The following is a 24,902-nucleotide window of genomic DNA, read 5'->3' on the forward strand; positions in this document are numbered from 1 at the left end:
TGGAGATCCGAAGGAAGCGCCCCGACTGGGCGCTCTCAACGGGAGGAGAAACATTCCGATGCTTGGTTACATCTTCAAGCGCGTGCTCTACATGATCCCGACACTGTTCGGCATGTCGCTGATCTCGTTCCTGATCATCCAGCTGCCGCCGGGTGACTACCTGACCTCGATGATCGCGACGATGAGCGACAGCGGCCAGGCCGTCGATCCTGCGCAGATCGAGCGGCTGAAAGAGATCTACGGCTTCGACGACCCCTTCTACATCCAGTATCTCAAATGGATGTGGGGCATTGTCAGCCGTGGCGATTTCGGCTGGTCCTTCGAATGGAACCAGCCCGTCTCCGGTCTCATCTGGGCGCGCATGGGCTCGACGCTGGTCATCTCGCTGCTCAGCCTCCTCTTCGTCTGGATCGTCGCCCTGCCGATCGGCATCTATTCCGCCGTGCGCCGCCATTCGATCAGCGATCACGTCTTCACCTTCTTCGGCTTCATCGGTCTTGCCGTGCCGAACTTCATCCTGGCGCTGACGCTGATGTACGTCGCCTATCGTTATCTCGGCCAAAGCGTCGGCGGCCTCAACTCGCCCGAATATGCCGAAGCGCCCTGGAGCCTCGCCAAGGTCGGCGATTTCCTTGCCCATCTCTGGATACCCATCATCATCATCGGCGCCTCGGGCACGGCCGCCCTCATCCGCGTCCTGCGCGCCAACCTGACGGACGAGCTGCACAAGCCCTATGTCATCACCGCCCGCGCCAAGGGCCTGCCGGAATACAAGGTCATTCTCAAATATCCGGTCCGTATCGCGCTCAACCCCTTCGTCTCGGCGATCGGCTGGGTATTGCCACATCTCGTCTCTGGCGTGACGATCACCGCGATCGTGCTGAACCTGCCGACCGCAGGTCCGCTGCTCTTCCGCGCGCTGGTCTCGCAGGACATGTATCTCGCCGGCAGCTTCATCCTGCTGCTCTCGGCACTCACCCTCGTCGGCATGCTCCTGTCGGACCTGCTGCTTGCGCTGCTCGATCCGCGCATCCGGTTCAATTGAGGAGGCGCCGATGACACACGAAACATTCGGAACCCACACCGGCCCCTTGCATGTCGCCACCGACGGCCCTTCGATCAGCCCGCTGAAACAGGGCAAGGCGGTCTCTACGGCTGCCGTCGGCCCTTGGCGGCTGATTGCCGGCAAGCTGATCCGCCAGAAGGTGGCGATGGTCGCCGGCGTGATCATCCTTCTTCTCTATCTCATCGGCCTCCTCGCCGAATTTCTGGCCCCTTCCCTGCCCGCAACCTCGAAGCCGCAATATACCTACGCACCGCCACAGGGCCTCAGCTTCTTCGTCACCAGGCCTGATGGTAGCTCGGAATTCAATTTCCATGTGAAGGGCTACAGGGTTGAGATCGACAAGGTGGCGTTGCGACGCACTTTCGTTGTCGACGACACCAAGGTCGTTCCGATCGGCTTCTTCGTCAGAGGTCCGGCCTACAAGCTCTGGGGTCTGATCCCGATGACCACGCATTTCATCGGTCCGATCAACCCCAATGATCCCATGTACCTGCTCGGCGCCGACCGCCTCGGCCGCGACGTTCTCACCCGGCTGATCTACGGCACCCGCATTTCCATGTCGATCGGCCTCGTTGGCGTTGCCATGTCGTTGGTACTAGGCGTGGTGCTCGGCTCCATCTCTGGCTTCTACGGCGGTTGGGTCGATACGCTGATCCAGCGTGTCATCGAAGTCGTCAGTGCAATGCCCACCATTCCGCTCTGGCTCGGCCTTGCGGCGGCAATCCCGCTGACATGGTCACCGGTTAACGTCTATTTCGTCATCACCATCATCGTCTCGCTACTCGGCTGGACGAGCCTTGCCCGCGAAGTGCGGGGGCGCTTCCTGGCGCTGCGCAGCGAAGATTTCGTCACGGCCGCAAAGCTCGACGGTTCGAGCGAGGCGCGGTTGATCTTCCGCCATATCCTGCCCTCGCTGACAAGCCACATCCTCGCCGTCGTCACGCTTGCCGTGCCGACGATGATCGTTGCCGAGACCTCGCTTTCCTTCCTCGGCATCGGTCTCAAGCCACCGGTCGTCAGCTGGGGGGTGCTGCTGCAGGATGCCCAGAACATTCGCACGGTCGCAACCGCGCCATGGCTGCTGATCTGGCCATCGCTCGCGGTCGTCATTGCCGTCCTGTCCTTCAACTTCTTCGGCGACGGCCTGCGCGATGCAGCCGATCCCTATGACAATTGAGGAGGAAGCCATGACCGATCTTCCAAAAGATGTCGTCCTCTCGGTAGAAAATCTCTCGATCGATTTCCGCCTGCGCACGCATATCCTGCATGCTGTCGAAGATGTCAGCTTCCAGCTCAAGCGCGGCCAGACGCTTTGCCTCGTCGGCGAAAGCGGCTCGGGCAAGAGCGTCACCGCCCGCTCTCTGCTGCAGATTGTCGACAAGCCTGGCACGATCGTCGGCGGCCGCATTCTGCTGCGCAACGGCAGCGAGATCACCGACATCGCCACCCTTGCCCCTGGCAGCCGCGCCATGCGGGAGATTCGTGGCCGACGCATCGGCCTCATCTTCCAGGAGCCGATGAGTTCGCTCTCACCGGTCCACACGATCGGCTCGCAGATCATCGAGGCGATCCGCCTGCATAGCAATCTCGACAAGAAGGCGGCACGTGCGCGCATGGTCGAGCTGTTGCGGCAGGTGGAAATCCCCAATCCCGACAAGATGGCCGACCGCTATACGTTCGAATTCTCAGGCGGCATGCGCCAGCGCGCCATGATCGCCATGGCGCTTGCCGGCAATCCCGATATCCTGATCGCCGACGAGCCGACCACCGCTCTCGACGTGACGACACAGGCCGAAATCCTTGACCTCATTAAACGCCTACAGGTCGATCGCGGCATGGCGATGCTGCTCATCACCCACGATATGGGCATCGTGGCCGAAGTGGCGGATGAAGTCGCCGTCATGCGCTTCGGCCATATTGTCGAGCGCGGCCCGGTCGACGCCATCTATCACGCCGCTACCCATCCCTATACGCGCCAACTGCTGGCCTCGACGGTGAAGCTGACGCATCACGTCGAAGGTCGATTGCCGGCCATCGCCCTCTCAGCGGAAGCGCCGCAGCCCATCCTGTCGGTACGCAATCTCGGCAAGATCTTCGGCTGGCATGGCAATGCCAATACGCTGCGTGCCGTCGATGACGCCAATTTCGATCTCTATCCCGGCGAAAACCTCGGCATCGTCGGCGAAAGCGGTTCCGGCAAGACGACACTCGGCCGCCTGATCCTGCGCACCGTCGAGCCGACGACCGGCACCGTCCTATACCGCGGCAAGGATGGCGGTGAGACCGACGTGACCAAGCTCGGCAAGAAGGACCTGCGCAACTTCCATCGCGAAGTCCGCCTCGTCTTCCAGGATCCTTTCGCCTCGCTCAATCCGCGCATGACCGTCAAGGAAGTCATCGCCGATCCACTCATCGTCAACGGCCTCGCCAAGGGCAAAGCGCTGGAGGACCGCGTCGCCGAACTGATGCGCCTCGTCGGCCTCGATCCGATGGGCATGGAGCGTTATCCCCACGCCTTTTCGGGCGGCCAGCGCCAGCGCATCGGCATTGCCCGAGCGCTAGCGCTCGATCCCCGCATCATCATCGCCGATGAAGCGACCTCGGCACTCGACGTTTCCATCCGCAGCCAGATCCTCGACCTGCTGCTCGATATCCGCCAGCGGCTGAACCTCAGCTTCATCTTCATTTCCCACGATATTTCCGTGGTACGCTATTTCTGCGACCGCGTGGCCGTCATGCATCGCGGCAAGATCGTCGAACTCGGCGAGGCCGAGCAGATCTGCACCGCGCCGCAGGAAGCCTATACGAAGAGCCTCATTTCAGCCGTTCCCAATCCCGACCCACGCGACAAGCGCATGCTGCACCGGCATCGGTTCGTCGCTCCCGCCAATGCCTGAGGATGTTCCAGTGCCGAAATTTTCCGCCAATCTTTCCTTCCTCTATCAGGATCTTGCCTTTCTGGATCGTTTCGCCGCCGCCGCAAAGGATGGTTTCGGCGCGCTCGAATATCTCGGCCCCTATGCCGAGCCGAAGGAAAAGGTCGCCGATGCGCTCAAGGCAAACGGCCTGAAGCAGGCCCTCTTCAACGTTCCCTCGGGTGACTGGGCCGGCGGCGAACGCGGCATTGCCTGCCTGCCGGATCGTGTCGAGGAATTCCGCAGCGGCATCTCACTCGCCCTCGACTACGCCAAGGCGCTCGAATGCCCGCAGGTCAACGTCATCTCCGGCCTCGTGCCAAAGGGGGCCGATCTCGAAACGCTGGAAAAAGTGCTGGTGGAGAACCTGAAATATGCAGCGCGGCGCACGGCCGATGCGGGTGTGAAGCTGTTGATCGAGCCGATCAACCTACGCGATATTCCCGGCTTCTTCCTCTCGACGACCGATCATGCCGAGCGCATCCTCGACAAGGTCGGCTCCGACAATCTCTACATCCAGTACGATTTCTACCACATGCAGATCATGCAGGGCGATCTCATCCCGACCTTCACAAGACTGAAGGACAGGATTGCCCATGTGCAGATCGCGGACAATCCCGGCCGCAACGAACCCGGCACGGGCGAGATCAACTACGGCTTCATCCTCTCCGAACTCGACCGCCTCGGCTACGACGGCTGGGTCGGCTGCGAATACAAGCCGAAGGCCGGCACCAGCAAGGGCCTGACCTGGATGAAACCCTATCGGAAGTGAGCGTGATATGAATATCGGTTTTATCGGACTGGGCGTCATGGGCCGCCCGATGGCGGAACACCTGATCGATGCCGGCCATACGCTGCATCTGAGCCGCGTGAAGGAAGCCTCGCAGCATCTCGTCACCAAGGGCGGCAAGGCAACTGCCAGCGCCAAGGCCGTCGCGGAAGCCTCCGACATCATCATCCTGATGTTGCCGGATACGCCTGATGTCGAAGCAGTCCTCTTCGGCGAGAACGGGGTGGCCGCGGGCCTTTCGGCCGGCAAGCTGGTCATCGATATGAGCTCGATCTCGCCCGTCGCCACCAAGGAGTTCGCGAGGCGCATCGAAGCGCTCGACTGCGATTATGTCGACGCTCCCGTTTCCGGCGGTGAAGTCGGCGCCAAAGCCGCCTCGCTGACGATCATGATCGGCGGCAAGGATGAGGCCTTCGAGCGCGCCAGGCCACTGTTGGAAAAGATGGGCAAGAACATCACGCTGGTCGGTGGCGTCGGCGATGGCCAGACGGCCAAGGTCGCCAACCAGATCATCGTTGGTCTGACCATCGAAGCCGTCTCCGAAGCGCTGCTTTTTGCCAAACGCGCCGGGGCCGATCCAGCCAAAGTGCGCGCTGCCCTGATGGGTGGCTTTGCCGCCTCGCGCATTCTCGAAGTTCACGGCGAGCGCATGGTCAAGGAGACGTTCGACCCCGGCTTCCGCATTAGCCTGCACCGCAAGGACATGACGCTCGCCGTCGATGCCGCTCGCGCGCTCGACCTTTCGCTACCGAACACGGCCGCCACCCAGCAGCTCATGAATGCCGCGATCGCCAATGGCGATGGTGAACGCGACCATTCCGCCCTTATCCGCACGCTTGAGCTCGCCGGAGGGCCGCGCTAGATCAGGACCACCTAGAACACCCGGACGACATCTTCGATTGCCCCCTGCCGGAGCCGCTTCTCCGGACGGCGAAGCCATGTCCGGACATCAATAGAAAAGGACAGGACAATGCTCAGAAACGATATCCAATTCCCTTTCGGCGCCGTCTATTTCCGCAAGTCCAATCCGCCGCGCGACGATTGGGAGCGCGACTACACGACGGCAGGCGAAGATGGCCTGAACATCTTCCGCCACTGGTTCATGTGGAGCGCAATTGAAGTCGCCCCAGGCGTCTACGACTGGGAAGAATATGACCGCCAGCTCGATCTTGCCGCCAAGAACGGCATCAAGACCGTCATCGCCGAACTCATTCATGCCGTGCCGGATTGGGCCGTCCGAAAATATGCCGATGCGCTGCAGGTCAATGCCGACGGCACCAAGCTCGGCTCCTACATGGGTGTCTCGGCCGCGACCGGCGGCTTTTCCAACAATGGCGGCGGCGCCGGAGCGCTGACGTTAAATTGCCCGGAAGTGAAGGAAGCCGCCGGCAAGTTCCTGACGGCACTCGCCACCCGCTACAAGGACCATCCGGCGATCTACGGCTATGACGTCTGGAACGAGGTCAACTATTCCGCCGATGTCGATTACAGCAGCTATGCGAAGGCCGCCTTCCGTAAATGGCTGGAGAATAAATACGGCAGCCTGAAAATGCTGGCCAAGGCATGGCATCGCTACAGCTATGCCGAATGGGACGATATCGAGCCGCCGGTCCATATGGCGCCCTACCCCGAATGCATCGACTGGCTGCAGTTCAAGCGCGACAACTTCTATGGCCAGATGCAGTGGCGCATCGATACGATCCGCGCCGTCGATCAGAAAAACGTCATTGCCGCCCACGGCATTTCCGGCGCGATCCCAAACATGGCTGCCAATGGCTGCGACGACTGGCTCGCCGCCTCCAAGGTGGAAATCTACGGCTTCACCTGGATCCAGGCCCGCAAGGGCACCGAACCCTGGAAGACCTGGTACGGCGTCGATATCAACCGCGCCGCCGCCCGCGGCAAGCCCTTCTGGCATGCCGAGCGCCAGGGCGGTCCGCTCTGGCTGCAGCCGCAGGTGATCGGCCGCGACAAGGAAGACGGCCGTGTTGCCGAGCCCGAGGATATCCGCATCTGGAGCATGACCTCCTTTGCCGGCGGCGCCCGTGGCGTCCTCAATCTGCGCTGGCGCCCGTTGCTCGACGGCCCGCTCTTCGGCGCCTTCGGCGCCTATGGCATGGACGGCAGCCGCACGCCGCGCTCCGACATCCAGAGCGCCATGGCGAAATGGGCAAACGACCCGGCACAGAAGGCCCTCTGGGACGCAAAACCTGTTCGTGGCGAGGTCGGCATTCTCGTGGTCCCGGAAACACAGGAATGGGATTACCTGCTGAATTACGACCGCAAGGAAAAGCCCTATCCGGAAGCCATGTGGGGCGCCTATCGCGCCTTCCTCGGTCAGGGCCTGCAGCCGGACTGGGTGCATATCGACGATATCGACGCCTACGACTTCCTCTACTTCCCCTACCCGATCATGTTCACTGCCGAGCAGGCAGCGCGCCTGAAGAGCTGGGTGGAAAAGGGCGGCACACTGATTGCCGAAGCCTGCCCCGGCTATTTCAGCGACCGCGGCCATGTCGGTCAGGTGCAGCCGAATATGGGCCTCGACGAGGTCTTTGGAGCGCGCGAGGAAGAAGTCGAATTCATGCCTGATATCGGCAACCGCATCCACTTCAAGTTCGACGACCTGGCTGTCGATGGCGGCGGTCTCCTGCAGTCCTACCGTCTGACCGGCGGGACCGGCCGTGGCACGTTCGACGGCGGACGTCTGGCCGTCGTCGAAAACCGCTTCGGCAAGGGCCGCACCCTGCTGATCGGCACCAATCCCGCCGCCGCCTTCTACCGCACCGATGGCAAGGCCAATGCCGCCTTCTTCGGCGAACTGGTGAAATGGAGCGGCAGGACGCGACATGCGACGCTTTCCAATGATGCGGTCTTCGCCCGCATCCACAAGAGCGAAAAGGGCAGCTTCCTCTGGCTGGTCAATCCGACGCGCATGGCGCAGACGACGACAGTGGCCCTCGCAGACGGAAAACTGTCAGGCGGCAAGCCTGCTTGGCCGGTAAACCATGCCTATGATGCCGGCCGTATCGAGGTGCCGGCTCGCGATGTTCTGATCCTGCCGCTGGCCTAATCAGCGGACGGCAAGCTGCTCGACCCAGCCGCCTTGCGAAAGCGCGGCGCGGTCGAGTTCACTTTCGATGCGACCGGCCTGCATCAGCACGGCCCGATCGCACATATGCGCGACGACGCCGGGATCGTGGCTGACCAGCACGAAGGTCATCCCGTGCGAGGCCTTGAGGTCGTTTAACAGGTTCAGGATTTCGGCCTGCACCGAAACATCGAGCGCCGAGGTCGGCTCATCGAGCAATAGTAGCTTCGGCTTCAAAAGCAGCGCGCGAGCAATCGCCACACGCTGCCGCTGCCCGCCGGAGAGCTGGTGCGGATAACGCCCGGCTGCAGTGGCCGGCAAGCCGACTTGATCCAGCGCGATGCGCACCTCATCCTCGACATTGCGCGCCCCTCGCAACGCCAGCGGCTCGCCCAGAATGCGGGAAATGCGGTGGCGCGGATGCAGCGAGGAATAGGGATCCTGAAACACCATCTGGATGTTGGAGCGTAGCGCGCCGGTGATCTTATGTCCCGGCAGCAAGGCCTCATGGAAGACACTGATGGAGCCTTGCCAATGAGTGTTCAGCCCCGCCACGGCACGCAGCGCCGTCGTTTTGCCGCAGCCGGAGGGACCAATCAGCCCGAAGGTCTCGCCCGGCGCAACCTCGAAGCTGACACCACGTACGGCGGTAAAACCCTTGCCGCCGCTCTGAAAAGTCACGGAAAGCTCGGAAACGGAGAGCGCGCTCATGCCTCGTCTCCGTAAACCGGCAGCCGCGTACCGTAAGTCGCCGCCGAAGGCCGAGCCGCCCAGAGCGCCCGCGTATAATCCGATTTGGCATTGGCAAGATCAGCCGACGCCATCTGTTCCTCGATCTTGCCATGCCGCATGACCATGACGCGGTCGGCATAACGCGAGACCTGCTGCAGGTCATGGCTGATAAGCAGCAGCCCCATGCCAAGCTCTTCGGTCAGCGACCGCAATAGTGTCAGGATCTGGTCCTGCAGGCCACGGTCGAGCGCCGAGGTCGGCTCGTCAGCGATCAAGAGCTTCGGTCGGTTGATCAGCATGGCCGCGATCATCACGCGCTGCCCCATGCCGCCGGAAAGAGCAGCCGGATAGCTCGAATAGACACGCTGCGGATCGGGAAGACCGACCTTGTCCAGCATATCGAGTGCGCGCTCGCGCCGTTGAGCCGCCGATAGCTTCGTATGCAGAAGCAGCGCCTCTTCGACCTGCCGACCGACCTTATGGGCCGGATTCAGCGAATATTTCGGATCCTGCAGGATAAGCCCGAGACCCCTGCCGCGCAGCCTGTTCCAGCCGGAGGCGGGCAGCGTCGTCAGCTCCTGCCCGTCGAAGGCGAGATGCTTTGCCCGCACCTCCGCCCGGCGCGGCAATAGCCCCATGATCGCCCGGCCCGTCATCGACTTGCCGGAGCCGGATTCACCGACCAGCGCCACGACCTCGCGACCCACCGAAAAGGAAATGCCATCGACGACACGTACCGAGCCAGCCTCTGACGGAAAAGCGATCGACAGATCCTCGACTGAAAGCAGTGGCTCAGTCATGGCGCGGATCCAGGATATCGCGCAGGCCATCGGCCAGCAGGTTGAAGGCGAAGGAGGTGATCAGGATGGCAAAGCCGGGGACCGCGGCCACCCACCATTGATCGAAGATTACCTGCGTTCCCTCCGATACCATCGAACCCCATTCCGCTGTCGGCGGACGCACCCCGAGACCGAGGAAGCCGAGGCCTGCGGCAGCAAGGATAATGCCCGAGAGATCAAGCGCCAGACGAATGATCGCCGAAGGTAGCACCAGCGGCAGGATGTGCCCCCAGAGTAGCCTTACGCCGTGGATACCAACCATTTCGGCCGCTGCCAGATAATCGCTGCGCCGCAGCGCCGCCGTCTCGACGCGGGCCTGCCGCGCATAGGCGGGCCAGCTTGTCAGCGCCAGCGCCAGCGCACCATTGATCAAGCCCGGCCCCATGATCGCGACAAAGGCGAAGGCCAGTAGCAACCGCGGAAAGGACATGACGATATCGGTGATCCGCATCAGCACGCGCTCGGCCATCCCGCCGAAGAAACCCGAGAGGATGCCGACGAGAATGCCGAGCGGCGCCATCAACAGCACGACCACGAGCACCAGCAGCAGCGTCGGCCGCGCGCCATAGATGATGCGCGACAGAATATCCCGGCCGAAACCATCGGTGCCGAACCAGTGCGCAGCATCAGGCGGCATCAGGCGATTGGCGGTTTCCTGCAGGTTCGGATCATAGGGCGCAATCAGCGGTGCCAGCAGCGCAAGTGCCAGAATGAAGAGCACGACGGCACCGCCCACCGCCGCCGAGGGCGAGCGCAGCATGCGCCGTAGGAGGGATGGGCCGCCGAGCGGCTCTTGGACAATCGCGCTCATCGCTTCCTCCCCGCATCCAGCCGCGCCACGCCGAGATCGGTCAGCGCGTTGAGAAGCACGAAGGAGGCCCCGACGACCAGCGTCGCACCGAGGATCGCCGGCATGTCACCGGCAAACATCGCCGTGGTCAGATACCGGCCGATGCCAGGCCAGGCAAAGACGGTCTCGGTCAGCACTGCGCCTTCCAGCAAGCTTGCATAGGAAAGAGCAATCACTGTCAGCAGCGTCCCGGAAATATTCGGCAGGATATGGATGAAGACGATGCGGCCGAGGCTCGCGCCCTTGGCGCGCGCCGTCGTCACATATTCCTGCCCGAGTTCGGTAAGGATCGCGGCCCGCGTCAGCCGCGAAATAGCGGCGAGCGCATGGAGGGCCAGCACGATTGCCGGCAGTGCCAGGTGCGCCAGCGCGTCGCGAAAGGCACCCGCCTTGCCCGAGATCCAGGTATCAACAAGCGCAAAGCCGGTGACGGATTTGACCGTATATTGAAAGATGACATCCGCCCTGCCCGGCCCCGGCGCCCAGTGCAGTCGGGCATAAAACAGCAGCAGCATCAACAGGCCAAGCCAGAAGATCGGCACGGAATAGCCGAAGAGAGACACGAAACGGGCAAGCCCGTCCACCCATGTCCCCTGCCGCATGGCGGCGGTTATACCGAGCGCAAGACCGATGACGGCACCAAGAATGATCGCCGCCGTCGCAAGCTCGATCGTCGCCGGAAAGGTCCGGGCAATGTCCTTCGCCACCGGCTGGCCGGTCGAGATCGACTGGCCAAAATTGCCTGACAAAGCCGTCTCGACATAGCGGAAAAACTGCACCGGCAGCGGCTGGTCCAGCCCAAGCTCCAACCGCGCCTGCTCATAGGTAGACTGGCTGGCATGGTCGCCGACGAGTTGCAGCGCCGGATCGATCGGCGAGAGCCGCGTCATCGCAAAGGTCACCAGCGCCAGCCCGAAGAGCGTCAGCGCAAAGGACCACAGCCATTTCGAAAGCGACCAGACGAACGACAACTCCCGCCAGCTGTTGCGCTGGCGGGAGTTGGTCATGTCGGCATTATCTGTCGTTGCCGTTTGCGGCACTTATTTTGCTACCTTGTCGTAATAGACCTGGTCTGCGTTCAGGCCCTGGGCATAGTTCTTCACCTTGTCGCTTAGCACGACCTGGTCATTGCCTTGAAGCATGAAAACGAAGGGCGAGCTTGCCTGGATCTTCTTCTGCAGATCCTGATAGAGCGCAGCGCGCTTGGCGGCATCCTGTTCCTTGACGGCTGCAAGCGTCTCGTCGGTCAGTTCCGGGATTACCCAGCCGGCCTGCTTGGCAACCGTATTGGCCGAATTGTCCTTGTTGATCGCAAAGGCGCTGGCGTTGGAATGGGCGTCAAAATAATCCGGGATCCAGTAGCGCAGCGTCATCTCGAACTTGCCGGCGCGGCCGCGGGCATAGATGTCGCTCGCAACACCCGGCTGGATGTCGAGCGTGATGCCGGCCTGAGCGAAGCTGGACTGCAGCGACTGGGCGATCGACAGGAACGGCTGGTCGTTGAAGACGATGAATTCGATCTTGAACGGCGTCTTGATACCACCATCGGCAAGGATCTTCTTTGCCTTCTCGACATCGAGCTTGAAAGGCGTGTCACTGAGCGCGCCGGGGAAGCCGTTCGGCAGGAAGGCCTGGTGAACGCTGCTCTGGCCGCGCAGCAGGTTCTTGGTGATGCCGTCATAATCGACGAGGTAACGTGCCGCTTCCCAGAAGGCCGGGTTGCCGAGCGTCGGGTTCGCCTTGCTGTTCAGCAGGATATAGTCCTGACGGGCGGAGGGAACGGAGAGCACCTTGATGCCGCTCTTGTCCTTCAGCGCTTCGATCTGGTCGGCAGACAGGCCGCGGGCGATATCGGCATCGCCCTGCTCGACGAGCAGGCGACGTGCGCCAACGTCAGGCACGTTGCGGATGATGACGCTTTCGAGCGTCGGCTTATCGGACGAATTGGCATTGGCCTGCAGCGCCAGCGCCTCATGCGGCGTGTAGGTGGCGATCGTGTAAGCGCCACTGCCGGCCGAATTAGTCTTCAGCCAGCCATTGCCAAAATCATTGTCCTTGGCCTGCGGCGAAACTGTCTGCTCATCGACGATGGAGGCGATCGGCGCCGTGAGGATCGACAGCGCGAAGCCGGAGCCGACATCCGCCGTCCAGGTGAGCTTGACATGCTTGTCGTCAACCTTGGTGATCGCGGCATCGACATTGTCGGCCTTCCAGCCGAGTTCGTTGAGGATGAAGGCCGGCGACTTGTTGAGCTTCACGGCGCGCGTCAGCGAGAAGATCACGTCTTCGGGGCGAACCGGATTGCCGGACGCAAACTTGGCATCATCAAGCGCGAAGGTCAGGCTCTTGCCATCGCTGCCGGCTTCCCAGGTAGCGGCAAGTGCGGCCTCGATCTTCGTGCCGTCATCGCGGTTGGACTGTACGAGGCGCTGGTAGATATTGTTGAAGGACTGGACGGTCGTCAGCTCGAAGCCTTCGGCCGGGTCGAAGCTGACGGCATCGTCGATGGACTGGGCCACGACGAGCACGTTTGGCGGCGTTTCGGCGTGAACAACCGGCGCGCTGAATGCCAGTGCCAGGCTGAAAACAGTGCCGAGCAGCTTGGCGCGGCTGGTAATGATGGACATGGAAAACTCCCCTCGGGTGATGAAAAAGTCAGTTGGTGCCTTCGGCGAAAGCCTCAAGCTCGGGGTCGAAATCGACCTCGACAACATTGATGTAGACGGCAGTAGCAATCATGATGCCGGCAAAGGCCACGAGATCGACGAGCACCTTGGTGTCGTAGCGTGCCTTCAACTCGGCCCAGACATCGGCAGGAATAGCATTGGAATCGGCGACGATTGCCGCGCCAAAACGTTTAAGCAGCTGTTCGGTATCGCTCAACTCCAGGGCATCGGGATTGAACCCGTTCTTGATCAGAGCCCGGCGAAAGAAGGTGATGGCAATGTCGGACTTCAGCGCCTTGGAGATCGAATGCGAGAAGATCCAGATCTCGCGGTCGCTGATGGCAGGATTGAGCTCGGCCCTGAGCGTGAACCATTCGGCATAGATGCGGTGTGCCTGCGGCGAATGCAGCAACGTCCGCTTCATGTTGGTCATGTTGCCGCGAACCCGCACTTCTTCGTCATGCGCCGCGCGAATCTCTTCGGAAGCGGTGTCGTAATCGATGTAGGGAAGCTGGCTCATGCGGATTGCTCTTTCTTTGTGCGATAAAGGCTAACGAGGTGGCGAGATATTGTGCAGTCCATATTCATCCAGCTTTTCCGCCTTTTGACGAAAAATATTCCGCCGAACGTTACCGGTAAAAACGAACTTTTCGTCACAGATATATCAGCATTTCACAGCTGGCATTCTTGACATTGGTGCCCACAAACGACACGATGAAACCGGTTTCAATCGTACATAAGGGAGTGATCGTGCGGTTCGACCTTTCGATCCTCTTGCCCCATCTGGGCTTTCTCGCGCAAGGGGCGCTGCTGACGGCGGAGGCCTGTGCCCTGGCGCTGATCGGCAGCGTCATCATGGGCGCTTTCGTCGCCATTGCGCGCACCTCATCATCATCAGTTCTGCGCAGGATCTCCTTCGTCTACGTCGATATCTTCCGCAACGTTCCCTTCATCGTGCAGTTGTTCTTCTTCTATTACGGCCTGCCCGAGATCGGCATCTATATCGATGCCTTCACGACGGGTGTTGTGGCACTTTCGATTGCCGGCGGCGCCTATGCCTCTGACGTCATCCGCGCCGGCATCCTGGCGATCGATCCCGGCATCATCGAAGCCGCCGAAGTGAGCGGCCTGTCGCGCCGGGTGGTCTTCACCAAGATCGTGCTGCCGATCGCACTCAGAACCTCCGTTCGGCCGCTGGGCTCCGTGCTGATCAACATGGTCCTGACCTCTTCGATCCTCTCGACCATCACGCTGAACGAATTGACCGGCTCGGCTCAGATCGTCGTCTCGCAGACCTATCGGCCCTTCGAAGTCTATATCGTGCTTCTCGTCGTCTATGCCGTTCTGACCTATCTGGTCTCGCTGGGTATCGCCCTCCTCCACCGCCGCCTGAACCGCGACATGATGGAGGCCGTAGCCTGATGCGCTTTTCCGATTTCACACCATTCGATATCTGGCTGCTGCTGCAAGGCCTTGGCGTCAGCCTCGGCCTGTTCTTCTCGACATCGCTGATGGGCCTGCTGATCGGCACACTCTGGGCCGTCTGCCGCTTCTATCGCGTGCCGGTGTTGACGCCGGTCATCACCTTCTTTGCCGAACTCCTGAAGAACTCGCCTGTTCTGGTGCAGCTCTTCCTCGTCTTCTTCGGCCTGCCCGGCCTCTTTCATATCCGCATCACGCCGACGACGGCTGCGATGATCACGCTGTCGGCCAATTCGGCTGCCTTCGTCTATGTCATCGCGGTCTCGGCCATCGAATCCATCGGTCGCGACCAGATCGAGGCGGCCCGCGTCTTCGGCCTCACCCGCTGGCAGGTGCTGCGCCATGTCGTTGCGCCGCAAGCCATGGCCTTTGCCATCGGCCCGCTGACGGCGCTTCTCGTCAACCAGCTGCAGGTCACTTCGCTGATCTCGGTCATCGGCGTCGTCGATCTCACCAAGATCGGCAACATCCTCAACCTGCGCACGCTGAAGCCCTTCATCGTCTGGACGGTGGTCGGCCTGCTCTATTACGTCTGCGCCAAGCTGCTCGCATGGCTCGGCGCCCGCTTCGAAAACCGCCTCAGGGCGCATGCCGCCTGGAGAGGGCTCTGATATGCTCAAAGTAGAAAATGTCCAGAAGGCCTTCGGTCCTACAACCGTTCTCGATGGCGTCAATCTCACCATCAATCCCGGCGAGGTCGTCTCCATCCTCGGCTCTTCCGGCTCCGGCAAGTCGACGCTGATCCGCTGCATCAACGGCCTGGAAAAATTGAACGGCGGCAGCATCACCGTCGATGATTTCGACGTCAGCAAGCCGAAGGAATTGGCCGAGGCCCGCAAGCGCTCTGGCACCGTCTTCCAGCTCTTCAACCTCTATCCGCATATGACGGTGCTCGGAAACATCACGCTGGCGCCGATCGAAGTGCTGAAGAAGCCTCGTGCAGAAGCAGAAGCCACCGCCCGCGCCCTGCTGCAGTCCGTCGGCCTAGGCGATCGGGCCGACGCCTATCCGGCCCAGCTCTCCGGCGGCCAGCGCCAGCGCGTCGGCATCTGCCGGGCGCTTGCCATGCAGCCGCGCTATCTGCTGCTCGATGAAGTCACCAGCGCGCTCGACCCGGAAATGACATCGGAAGTCCTTGCGATCCTCGCCAAGCTGGCGACCGAGGGCACGACCATGCTCTTCGTCACCCACGAAATCGAATTCGCGCGGCAGATTTCCAACCGCATCGTCTTCCTCGACAAGGGCAAGCTGCTCGTCGATCTGCCGACGGCGGATTTCTTCGCCGCCGAGGGCGGTATGGCCAACTCCCGTATCGCCCAGTTCCTGTCCAAAATGCGCAAAGATTAGAGGTATTCATGCTGCTCTTGGCCAATAAAGAAGCCTGGCCCGGTTTCCCGACGACAGTGCAGATGCTGCGCGAAGGTGCCATCAGCCTCGACGCGATGGTCGCCGGCATCAGCAAGGTGGAAAGCGAAGTCCAGGTGCGCAGCGTCGGTTACGGCGGCTGGCCGAACATGCTCGGCAACATGGAACTCGACGCCGCCGTCATGGATGGCAACACGCGTGACGTCGGCACCGTCGGCGCCGTGCCGAACACATTGCCCGTCGCCCGCCTCGCCCATGAGGTGATGAAACGTCTGCCACATGTGATGCTGACTGGCGACGGAGCTCGCCGCTTTGCCAGTGAAATCGGTTTCTCCGAAGACGATGTGCTCTTTGAAGATAGCAAGCGCGTCTGGTGGGAACGGCTCGAAAAGGAACTCTCGCCGGAGGAATTGGCGAAATTCCCCAATATCCCGCTGGCGCCGCTGAGCCGCGCCATCACCGATCCCGAGCGCGTGCGTGACACGACCGTCTTACTGTCCGCCGATCCCACACGTGGCATCCATGCTGCGACGTCGACGTCGGGCTGGGCCTGGAAATATCCGGGCCGCCTCGGCGACAGTCCCATTCCCGGCGCCGGCTTCTATGCCGACAGCCGCTATGGCGCGGCCGCCTGCACCCATACCGGCGAGATGACAATGCGCTGCTCGACTGCGCGCACCGTCGTGCTTGCGCTCAAATTCGGCTATTCGCTTTCCGACGCCGTCAAGCTGGCCGTCGAGGAGCTCAACGAACTTTCCTCTGGTTTCCTGGCCGGCGTGGTCATCCACGCCGTCGATGCCAAGGGGAACCATGAGGTCGTGAATTTCAGATGCGAGGGCGAAATCCGCTACTGGCTCTGGGAGGACTCGATGCCCGAACCGGAACTCCGGGCAGCGAAACTGGCATAATCAAGAAGAGGGAAATTGAACCATGAAACGCATTCTCACAGCCATTGCCGCGCTGGCCGTCGTTGCCGGCTCTGCGCTTCCGTCCTTTGCCGGCATGATCGACGACATCCGCTCACGCGGCGTCGTTCGCATCGGCGTATCGCTCGGCGGTGAGCCGATCGGCTTCCGCGACGCGCAGAATAACCCCGTCGGCTATGACGTCGACGTCGCCACCCGCCTGGCAGAAAAGCTCGGCGTACCGGTCGAATTCACCGACGTCTCCGGTGATGCCCGCATCTCGATGCTGGTCTCCGGCCAGATTGACGTCGCAATCGCCAATACTTCGGCGACGCTCGAGCGCGCCAAGGTCGTTAATTTCTCGATCCCCTATAACCGCGCCGGCCTGCGCGTCATCGTCCAGAAGGACTCCGGCATCAAGGAACTGAAGGATCTTGCCGGCAAGAAGGTCGTCGTCGGCCGCGGCACGACCGGTGAAACCTTCCTGAAGACTGCCGTGCCGGATGCACAGCTCGTCTATGTCGACCAGTTCGCGCCCGATGGCGTCCTGCAGCTTCAGCAGAAGCGTGTCGATGCGGCAATCGAAGACTCCTCGCTGCTCGACTATCTCGCCACCAAGAACCCGACGCTGGTCACCCTTGCCGGCCTCTATTCCAACGACCCGATCGGGATGGCCGTTGCCAAGGGCGATCCGGAATTCGTCCGCTGGCTCGACATGTTCGTCTCCGACTACATCCAGTCGGGCGCCTATGAAGCCAATTACAAGAAGTGGTGGGGTGCTGAAGCCAACCCGCCGGCTCTGAACCCGCAGTGGTAATATGATCATGACAGCCGCGTTCGGGCGGCCTGTTTGCTATTGGGAGGTCAGGCGCGGAAAAAAGGTCGTCGGCACGATGACCGGTGGCTGACCGGAATGGAAGTCGCCGGGATTGGCGATGAAATCCACCATCTGCCCAACGTAGACGCCCTTGTCATAGCCGATCGAGGAGATCGGATAGGCATCGAAATCGGTGAGCGACAAATTGTCGAAACCGTAGAGCCGGAAACGCGTCGGCCGGTTGCCGGGAAAATCGGCCCGGCAGACATCGAGAATGCCCATGGCCATCGCATCCGACGTGCAGAAGATCGCATCCGGGCAATCCTGACCAGTCAGGTCTGCCGCAGCCGCATGCCCGCTCTCATAGGAATAGTCGCCTTGCACCGTGCGCACCAGCTCTATGCCATTCTCCGCGAAGGCCTGCCTGTAGAAAGCGATGCGCGCCTGTTCCATCGGCGAAGAGGAACGGCCGGTAACGAGCCCCGCACGCTTCACGCCCTTCTTGGCGGCATCAGCGACGGCTTCGGCAATGCCGCTGCCTTCATCGGGAATAACGACGGGCGAAAGATCGTCATGAAGACCGTTCAGCATGACGACGAGATCGGAGCGGAACATGCGCCGGACTGTGGGCGCATCCGCAAAATCCGAAAAGACCAGTGCCGCATCGACATGATAGGCGACGCCGTTGCGCAGGAATTCCTCGACGCGGGCGACAGAACCGATGCGGATCATGATGACCTGCTTGCCGATCGACTGGATCTGATCGAGCAACCGGTCGAAAAGATCGAGATCCGAAAGGTCGTGGATATGGTTGACGACGACGGCGACGAGGTTGACCGTCTTGGTCGTCAGGCTTTGCGCCAGAAGGTTCGGCTTGTAGCCGAGCTGTGCGGCAGCCTCGACCACCCGCTCGCGCTTGTCGGCAGAAACCGGCCGCGGCTCGTTGGAGAGCGCGCGGCTCGCAACCGCACGCGACACCCCGGCGAGCTTTGCAACATCGGCAATCGTCGGGGCGGCATCGCGGCCATTGTTCTGAGTCATATTCGAGCGCTTTCCAACCTGTCATGGCGTGATAGCGCACAGAAGCGCATCTTCGCTATCGGAAACTTGCAATCATCCACTTTCGCGGCACTGAAACCGGTGCCACCAGCCCTTTTCGCTTCAATGCCAGCTTGAATGGAGGAACTGTATGGCAATCACCCTTTCACCCATAACCCTGCCCGCTTTTGGCCCTGTCAGCACGGAACAGCCACAGATCCCGGAGGAGACCTACGCCACCCGCGCCGCCGCCGCGCTAAAAGCTGCTGGCACCGATTGGCTGGTGGTCTATGCCGACCGCGAGCACTTCGGCAACATCATGTTCCTCTCCGGCTTCGAGCCACGCTTCGAAGAGGCCCTGCTGTTGCTCGGTCCCAAGGGAAAGCGAGTCATCATGACGGGCAACGAATCCGAGAGCTACACGGTGCTCGCCCGTCTGCCTGGCATCGAGGTGCTGCGAGCCCAGACCTTCAGCCTCATGGGCCAGGACCGCAGCCAGAACCCGCGCCTGGCAGACCGTCTGCGCGACGCCGGCATCGGCAAAAGCGACAGCATCGGCCTCGTCGGCTGGAAGTATCTTTCGGCGGAGGAGGATGAGGATCACGAAAACTGCTTCTTCGTGCCCGACTTCATTGTCTCCGCGCTACGCCGCTTGGCCGGCAAGATCACCGATGCGACCACCGTTCTCATGCATCCGGAGACCGGCTTGCGTGCCGTCATCGATGTCGACCAGCTCGCCGCCTTCGAATGGGCTTCGGCCCGCTGCTCACGCGCGCTCTGGCGCGTCGTCTCAGGTGTTCGCGAAGGCGACAGCGAGTTCGAGGCACTCGGAAGACTGGGCTATGAAGGCGACCCGCTGAACCTTCACACGATGTTCGCCTCTGTCAGTTCCGGCGAGGCCATCGTCGGCCTGCGCAGCCCGACGGCACGGCGTGTGAAGAAGGGTGACGGCGTGACGACTGCCCTTGGTTACTGGGGCGCCCTCTCCTCCCGCGCCGGTCTGCTGACCGACCATGACGACGCCTTCCTGAAACCCGCCAAGGCCTATTTCGAAGCTCTGATCACCTGGTACGAGAGGGCCGATATCGGCACGACCGGCGGCGATCTCTTCACATCAGTCACCGAGAAACTGAAATCCGCCGGCCTGAACTCGGCGCTTAACCCCGGCCATCTCGGCAGCCACGAGGAATGGCTGCATTCGCCGGTCCGCCCAGGCTCCACCGAACGCCTGCGCTCAGGCATGCCGTTCCAGGTCGACGTCATCCCCGTGCCCATGCCAGCCGGCTGGGCGTTGAACTGCGAGGATACGATCGCCTTTGCAGATGCAAAGCTGAGAGAGGCGATCCGCACGAAGTACCCTGAGATGCACGCCCGTATTACTGCTCGCCGCGCCTTCACGGCGGATAAGCTCGGCGTCGCCCTGAAAGACAGTATCCTGCCCCTGTCGGACACGCCGCTCTACCTGCCACCCTTCTGGCTGAAAGCGAACCATGTGCTGATCCGCGAATAGCGCGTAAAGGATCGACGGCCCTTGGCTGTCGATCCGACCTTACCTAAATTCAGCTTGAAAGCAGGAGGAGCGGCATGAGCGACGATCACAAGCATATCGACTGGCGCGAACATGGCGTGAAGGTTATTCCCGGCAATGCGCTCGATCCGAATACGGCGCAGACGCCGGGCATGAACCGCGCGACCGCTATCAACAATGCGCGCGCCGGGGCCGAAAAGATCTGGGCCGGCACAGTGACGATCCATGCCAATGCCAAGACCGGCGCCCATCATCACGGCGATCTCGAAAGCATCATCTATGTGGTGAAAGGCAAAGCCCGCATGCGCTGGGGCGAAAACCTCGAATTCACTGCAGAAGCCGGCCCCGGCGATTTCATCTACGTGCCGCCTTTCGTTCCTCATCAGGAAATCAATGCCAACCGTGACGAGACGCTGGAATGCGTGGTCGTGCGCTCGGGCCAGGAACCGGTGGTCGTCAACCTCGACATCGAACCGGTCGAAAAGCCCGAGGACGTGCCGTGGATCGACCCGATCCACCGCCACTAGCTCTCAGGCAGCGGCGAGGATCATCGCCGCACCTTTTTCCGCCACCATCATCGTCGGTGCGTTGATATTGCCGGCCGTGATGTTCGGGAAGACCGAGGCATCGACGATCCGCAGCCCGGTGATGCCGTGCACCCTCAGGGAGGCGTCAACCACGGATGTCGTGGCATCCGGCCCCATCGAAGCCGATCCGCAGAGGTGGTAGATCGAACCGGAATAGCCGCGGAAATAGGTAAGCAGTTCCTCATCCGTCTGGGCCTCCACCGAAGGCGGCATCTCCACTTCAGTGATCGCCCGCAGGGCCGGCGCTTCCATGATCCGGCGCACCAGCCGGCTACCCTGAATGACCTCTTCTTCGTCATGCACAGTGCCGAGATAATTCGGCCTGATCTGTGGCGCTTCCGTCATCTCGGGCGAGACGATGCCGACCGTGCCGCGGCTCGTCGGCCTGCAGGAGTTGAAGGCGAGAAGGAAACCCGAATAGGGCTCCGGCTTCAGACCTGCCTTCGGATCCGTTGGAATACGATAGGAGAGCGGATTGAAATAAAGCTGGATATTCGGTCGCTCTTCATCCGGGCTGCCACGCAGGAAGGCGCCGGCCTGGTTAACGCTGAGCGCCAGCGGCCCGCGCCGCGTCAGGATATAGCGCAGTGCCTGCCGCGCCTGACCGAACAACGTTCCGAGCTCGTCGTTCAGCGTCGGCACGGTGGAGCGATAGTAGAAGCTGGCACAGAGATGATCCTGCAGGTTCTTGCCGACGGCCGGCAGGTGCCGCAACAGCGGAATGCCCAGGGATTGCAGATGCGCGCCGTCGCCGATGCCGGAGAGCTGCAACAGCTTCGGTGTATCGACCGCACCTGCCGAGAGGATGACTTCCTGTCGGGCCGAGTAGTTTGTTATGCCGCCGGGGCCGATCACTTCGACGCCGGTAGCGCGGGCTTCCGCATCGACGATGATGCGCCTTACCCGGCTGTTGCGCAGGATAGCAAGATTGGGCCATCCGAGCGCCGGTTTGAGATAGGCGAGCGATGATGAGGAGCGAACGCCGTTCCGCGTATTGATGTCGTAGATGCCGGCGCCTTCGATGCTTTCGCCATTGAAATCCGCGTTCAGCGGCATCTGCAGTTCGGCGCACGCCTCAAGGAAACGGTCGGTAATCGCATGCGATTGGCCGCGCATCGGCGTCACATGGATCGGCCCGCCGCCGCCATGATATTTGCTCTCGCCGCCCGCATGCGTCTCCAGCTTGCGGAAGAAAGGCAGCACGTCTTCATAACCCCACCCGAGGTTGCCGGCAGCCTTCCAGTCGTCGAAATCGTCGGCAGCACCGCGCACGAAGATCATCGCATTGATGGAGCCGGAACCGCCCTGCACCTTGCCGCGTGGCGCATAAATGCGACGGCCGTTGAGCGCGGCCTCCGGCTCGCTCCAGTACATCCAGTTGACCTTCGGATCGTAGTAGGAGCGCGCATAGCCAACCGGGACACGAAACCACGGCGAACTGTCATTGCCGCCGGCTTCGATCAGCAGCACATTGTGCCTGCCGCTCTCACTGAGACGTGCGGCTAGAATGCAGCCGGCCGAGCCGGCGCCGACGATGATGTAATCGTATGTCGTCATCTTCGTTCTCAGCCGCGGGCCGGCGCAAATGCCTTCACGTCGGCGGGCTTGTCATCCATTTGCAGATGGAGTCGCTGCCCTTCGTAGGGCGAGTGTTTCGCGACGACATCGAGATTGAGCTCCACGCCCAGCCCCGGCTCGTCTGAGGGGATCAGGTAGCCGTCCTCGAAGCGCAGCGGCGTCTTCAGGATCTCCGCGTAGAAGCCCGAGAAATCGACGATCGCCTCATGGATCAGGAAATTCGGCGAGGAAGCGGCAAGCTGAATACTGGCGGCAGCACCGATAGGACCATTGTAGAGATGCGGCGCGATCTGCGCGTAATAGGCTTCAGCCATGCCCGCGATCTTCTTGGATTCCAGAATGCCGCCGGCGCGCGCCACGTTCATCTGCAGGATGGAGGCCGCACCCGTTTCCAGCACGCGCTGGAACTCGTATTTCGTTGTCAGCCGCTCACCCGTCGAAATGGGGATCGAGGTCTTGCGGGCGACTTCCGCCATCGCCTCTTCCTGGCCGGGAGGCACCGGCTCCTCGAACCAGAGCGGATCATATTTCTCCAGCCGCTGCGCCAACCGAATCGCCGAGGACGGCACCATCTGCCCATGCGTGCCGAAGAGCAGATCGGCACTGCTGCCGACGGCCTCGCGAATCTTGGCACAGAACTCCTCGCAGCGGTCCATGACGCCGAGCGAAACCTGATGGCCGGAATAGGCGGTATAGGGACCGGCCGGATCGAACTTGACGGCGGTAAAGCCCATCTCGACCATCTTCACCGCGCATTCGGCGGCAAGATCCGGATCATTGTAGTCATATTCGCCGGCGGCGTTCTTCGGATAGAGATAGGTATAGGCGCGCAGCCTCTCATGCACGCGCCCGCCGATCAGCTTGTGCACCGGCTTGCCGGCAGCCTTGCCGATAATGTCCCAGCAGGCGATCTCCAACCCCGAGACGATGCCCATCATCGTCGGGTCCGGGCGCTGCGTGAAACCGCTCGAATAGGCAAGCCGCCAGAAGCGCTCGATATCGTGTGGATCATGGCCGAGCAGATAACGCTGGAAGACATCCTCTATCAGCGGCACGAGCGCTTTCGGATGGAAGGCGGTCGAGTAGATTTCCCCGACACCCTCGATACCGTCTGCCGTCGTCAGCCGCACGAAGATCCAGTACATGCCGCCGATATGCGGCGGCGGGACGGCTACGACATGGGTGGAAAGCGATGCGATCTGCATGGCCATTATCCTCAGTGCTTGAGTATGACGAGGCGCGTCTGGGTGAATTCGAGCATGCCGTGCTTGCCGTCATCGCCGCCGAGGCCGGAGCGCTTCCAGCCGGCGTGATAGCCCTGATAGGGATCGGCCGGGAACCGGTTGACGTAGAATTCGCCGGCCTCGATGGCATCGGAGAACCGCATGATCGTGCGGTGATTGTTGGTGAAAAGCACCGAGCTCAGACCGAACTGATGATCATTGGCAAGCGCCAGCGCCTCCTCGGTCGTGTCATAGGCGACGACAGGCAGAACCGGCCCGAATATTTCCTCGACAATGATCTCCATGTCCTGACGGCAATTGGACAGCAGCGTCGGCGGATAGAAGAAGCCGGCGCCTTCAGGCAGGATACCACCCACCTCGATGCGCGCGCCCTGCTCCACCGCCTTCAGGACGGCCTTGTGCGCATTCGTCTGCGCAGACTTGGTGGCGAGCGGCCCGACGCGAGACGCATCGACCGAGCGGTCGCCGAAGGCGCATGCAGCAAAGCCGGCCTTCAGCTTGGCAAGCAGCGCATCATGGATGGAGCGGTGCACATAAACGCGCTCCGGCGCGGTGCAGAGCTGGCCGCAATGATTGGTCTTGGCGGCGACGAGCTGGGCGGCGACAGCATCGAGATCGGCATCCGGCTCGATGATAACGGGCGTCTTGCCGCCGAGTTCCAGCGACGGCTTGGCGATGTTCGCCTTGCAATAGTCAAGCACCACCCGGCCCGCCTGCAGGCTGCCGGTCAGGGTGATCATTCCGACCTTGGGATGGGTGCAAAGTGTGGCCGCAACCTCGTGCGACATGGTGAGAATGTTGATAAGCCCCGCGGGCAGTCCCGCCTCAGCCACGGCTTTGGCAATCTCGAAACCCGAGGTTGGCGTCGAATTGCTCGGGCGCACGACGACGGCATTGCCGGCAATCAGCGCCGGCGCAATCTTCCGCACCAGCGTATAGATCGGGAAGTTAAAGGGTATCAGGCAGGCAACAACACCGATCGCCTCGCGCTTCAGAAGCAGCGTCTCATTGGTATTGTCGCTCGGAATGATCTCGCCCTCGATGCGCCGCGCCCATTCGGCGTGGTAGCGCATCAGCTCGGCGCCATAGATCGCCTCGCCCGTCGCATCGGCAAGGCTCTTGCCGGATTCAAGCGCCAATGCCGCGCCGATCTTTCCCGCCCGCTGTTCGATGACGGCAGCGAGCTTCCGCAGCCCGTCGCCGCGCGCAATCGCCGGCAGCGCCCGCCATTCCTTCTGTGCCTTCGCCGCGGCCTCGACGGCCTCGATAGCCTCGGCTGCAGTCGCCGAAGGTACCTTGGCGAATTGAGCTTCCGTTGCCGGATTGAGCACCGGCACCAGCGTGCCGGAAGACCGGAATTCTCCGGCGATGAAATTGCGATATTCCGTCATGACGGTATCCTCAGGACA

At 61.7% G+C, this 24,902-nt stretch carries 23 protein-coding genes; 13 read left to right on the forward strand and 10 right to left on the reverse strand.

Going from position 1 to position 24,902, the window contains the following annotated elements:
- The first annotated feature begins 58 nt into the window (after positions 1–58).
- The 6 genes from AB8B33_RS17655 to AB8B33_RS17680 all read left to right on the forward strand — a co-directional run bounded on the left by AB8B33_RS17655 (position 59) and on the right by AB8B33_RS17680 (position 7,844).
- Positions 59–1,045, forward strand: a complete 987-nt coding sequence (locus AB8B33_RS17655) for an ABC transporter permease (RefSeq protein WP_439016349.1) — start codon at positions 59–61, stop codon at positions 1,043–1,045.
- 10 nt (positions 1,046–1,055) lie between these two features.
- Positions 1,056–2,243: an ABC transporter permease gene (locus AB8B33_RS17660; protein ID WP_439016350.1), complete on the forward strand. Its 1,188-nt coding sequence runs from the start codon at positions 1,056–1,058 to the stop codon at positions 2,241–2,243.
- 10 nt (positions 2,244–2,253) lie between these two features.
- A complete protein-coding gene (locus AB8B33_RS17665; protein ID WP_310385932.1) occupies positions 2,254–3,963 on the forward strand; it encodes an ABC transporter ATP-binding protein in 1,710 nt (569 codons plus the stop codon).
- 10 nt (positions 3,964–3,973) lie between these two features.
- The gene (otnI, locus tag AB8B33_RS17670; protein ID WP_439016351.1) at positions 3,974–4,753 is read left to right on the forward strand and encodes a 2-oxo-tetronate isomerase; all 780 of its coding nucleotides are present in this window, start codon (positions 3,974–3,976) and stop codon (positions 4,751–4,753) included.
- Between the two features lie 7 nt (positions 4,754–4,760).
- Positions 4,761–5,633, forward strand: a complete 873-nt coding sequence (locus AB8B33_RS17675) for a 2-hydroxy-3-oxopropionate reductase (protein WP_439016352.1) — start codon at positions 4,761–4,763, stop codon at positions 5,631–5,633.
- Between the two features lie 108 nt (positions 5,634–5,741).
- Positions 5,742–7,844, forward strand: a complete 2,103-nt coding sequence (locus tag AB8B33_RS17680) for a beta-galactosidase (protein WP_439016353.1) — start codon at positions 5,742–5,744, stop codon at positions 7,842–7,844.
- Here the strand turns inward: AB8B33_RS17680 and AB8B33_RS17685 are convergent, their stop codons facing one another.
- From AB8B33_RS17685 to AB8B33_RS17710, 6 genes are read right to left on the reverse strand one after another with little or no spacing between them, the layout of a single operon-like run.
- Positions 7,845–8,573 (reverse strand): ABC transporter ATP-binding protein, encoded by a 729-nt coding sequence (locus AB8B33_RS17685; RefSeq protein WP_439016354.1) that lies wholly within the window; start codon positions 8,571–8,573, stop codon positions 7,845–7,847.
- Positions 8,570–9,394 carry an ATP-binding cassette domain-containing protein gene (locus tag AB8B33_RS17690; RefSeq protein ID WP_439016355.1) on the reverse strand — a complete coding sequence of 275 codons (825 nt, stop codon included), beginning with the start codon at positions 9,392–9,394 and terminating at the stop codon, positions 8,570–8,572. The genes AB8B33_RS17685 and AB8B33_RS17690 overlap by 4 nt, the downstream gene beginning before the upstream one ends.
- The gene (locus tag AB8B33_RS17695; RefSeq protein ID WP_439016356.1) at positions 9,387–10,244 is read right to left on the reverse strand and encodes an ABC transporter permease; all 858 of its coding nucleotides are present in this window, start codon (positions 10,242–10,244) and stop codon (positions 9,387–9,389) included. The genes AB8B33_RS17690 and AB8B33_RS17695 overlap by 8 nt, the downstream gene beginning before the upstream one ends.
- Positions 10,241–11,323, reverse strand: a complete 1,083-nt coding sequence (locus AB8B33_RS17700) for an ABC transporter permease (RefSeq protein ID WP_113319542.1) — start codon at positions 11,321–11,323, stop codon at positions 10,241–10,243. Before AB8B33_RS17700 ends, AB8B33_RS17695 begins: the two co-directional genes overlap by 4 nt.
- The gene (locus AB8B33_RS17705) at positions 11,324–12,910 is read right to left on the reverse strand and encodes an ABC transporter substrate-binding protein (protein WP_439016357.1); all 1,587 of its coding nucleotides are present in this window, start codon (positions 12,908–12,910) and stop codon (positions 11,324–11,326) included.
- A 28-nt stretch (positions 12,911–12,938) separates the two neighbouring features.
- A complete protein-coding gene (locus AB8B33_RS17710) occupies positions 12,939–13,469 on the reverse strand; it encodes a hypothetical protein (protein WP_439016358.1) in 531 nt (176 codons plus the stop codon).
- A 230-nt stretch (positions 13,470–13,699) separates the two neighbouring features.
- Here AB8B33_RS17710 and AB8B33_RS17715 point away from each other — a divergent pair, with 230 nt between their 5' ends.
- Genes AB8B33_RS17715 through AB8B33_RS17735 form a run of 5 tightly spaced genes read left to right on the forward strand, consistent with a single transcriptional unit; the run spans position 13,700 to position 17,518 of the window.
- Positions 13,700–14,371, forward strand: coding sequence for an amino acid ABC transporter permease (locus AB8B33_RS17715; protein ID WP_439016359.1), 672 nt, complete (start codon positions 13,700–13,702; stop codon positions 14,369–14,371).
- Positions 14,371–15,042, forward strand: a complete 672-nt coding sequence (locus AB8B33_RS17720; RefSeq protein WP_310385953.1) for an amino acid ABC transporter permease — start codon at positions 14,371–14,373, stop codon at positions 15,040–15,042. The genes AB8B33_RS17715 and AB8B33_RS17720 overlap by 1 nt, the downstream gene beginning before the upstream one ends.
- Before the next feature lies 1 nt (position 15,043).
- Positions 15,044–15,778 carry an amino acid ABC transporter ATP-binding protein gene (locus AB8B33_RS17725; RefSeq protein WP_310385955.1) on the forward strand — a complete coding sequence of 245 codons (735 nt, stop codon included), beginning with the start codon at positions 15,044–15,046 and terminating at the stop codon, positions 15,776–15,778.
- An 8-nt stretch (positions 15,779–15,786) separates the two neighbouring features.
- Complete coding sequence (locus tag AB8B33_RS17730; RefSeq protein ID WP_439016360.1) at positions 15,787–16,704, forward strand: isoaspartyl peptidase/L-asparaginase; 918 nt, start codon at positions 15,787–15,789, stop codon at positions 16,702–16,704.
- 22 nt (positions 16,705–16,726) lie between these two features.
- Positions 16,727–17,518 carry a transporter substrate-binding domain-containing protein gene (locus AB8B33_RS17735; RefSeq protein WP_439016361.1) on the forward strand — a complete coding sequence of 264 codons (792 nt, stop codon included), beginning with the start codon at positions 16,727–16,729 and terminating at the stop codon, positions 17,516–17,518.
- Between the two features lie 36 nt (positions 17,519–17,554).
- Here AB8B33_RS17735 and AB8B33_RS17740 read toward each other — a convergent pair whose 3' ends face one another.
- Entirely contained in the window at positions 17,555–18,559 is a 1,005-nt protein-coding gene (locus tag AB8B33_RS17740; RefSeq protein WP_439016362.1) for a LacI family DNA-binding transcriptional regulator, read from the reverse strand.
- A gap of 148 nt (positions 18,560–18,707) precedes the next feature.
- On the opposite strand from AB8B33_RS17740, the gene AB8B33_RS17745 reads away from it, so the two are divergent.
- Together AB8B33_RS17745 and AB8B33_RS17750 are read left to right on the forward strand one after the other, a co-directional pair.
- Positions 18,708–20,066 carry a Xaa-Pro aminopeptidase gene (locus tag AB8B33_RS17745; RefSeq protein ID WP_439016363.1) on the forward strand — a complete coding sequence of 453 codons (1,359 nt, stop codon included), beginning with the start codon at positions 18,708–18,710 and terminating at the stop codon, positions 20,064–20,066.
- 74 nt (positions 20,067–20,140) lie between these two features.
- Positions 20,141–20,611: a cupin domain-containing protein gene (locus tag AB8B33_RS17750; protein WP_025668423.1), complete on the forward strand. Its 471-nt coding sequence runs from the start codon at positions 20,141–20,143 to the stop codon at positions 20,609–20,611.
- Between the two features lie 3 nt (positions 20,612–20,614).
- Here AB8B33_RS17750 and AB8B33_RS17755 read toward each other — a convergent pair whose 3' ends face one another.
- The 3 genes from AB8B33_RS17755 to aldA are packed head-to-tail and all read right to left on the reverse strand — an operon-like array spanning position 20,615 to position 24,884.
- A complete protein-coding gene (locus AB8B33_RS17755; RefSeq protein ID WP_439016364.1) occupies positions 20,615–22,228 on the reverse strand; it encodes a GMC family oxidoreductase in 1,614 nt (537 codons plus the stop codon).
- Positions 22,229–22,236: 8 nt separating this feature from the next.
- Complete coding sequence (locus AB8B33_RS17760) at positions 22,237–23,454, reverse strand: mandelate racemase/muconate lactonizing enzyme family protein (RefSeq protein WP_439016365.1); 1,218 nt, start codon at positions 23,452–23,454, stop codon at positions 22,237–22,239.
- An 11-nt stretch (positions 23,455–23,465) separates the two neighbouring features.
- A complete protein-coding gene (gene aldA, locus AB8B33_RS17765; protein WP_439016366.1) occupies positions 23,466–24,884 on the reverse strand; it encodes an aldehyde dehydrogenase in 1,419 nt (472 codons plus the stop codon).
- Positions 24,885–24,902 lie beyond the last annotated feature (18 nt).

It is taken from the genome of Rhizobium sp. 768_B6_N1_8 (genome assembly GCF_051811225.1).
In the GTDB taxonomy this organism is placed as follows: Bacteria; Pseudomonadota; Alphaproteobacteria; order Rhizobiales; family Rhizobiaceae; genus Rhizobium.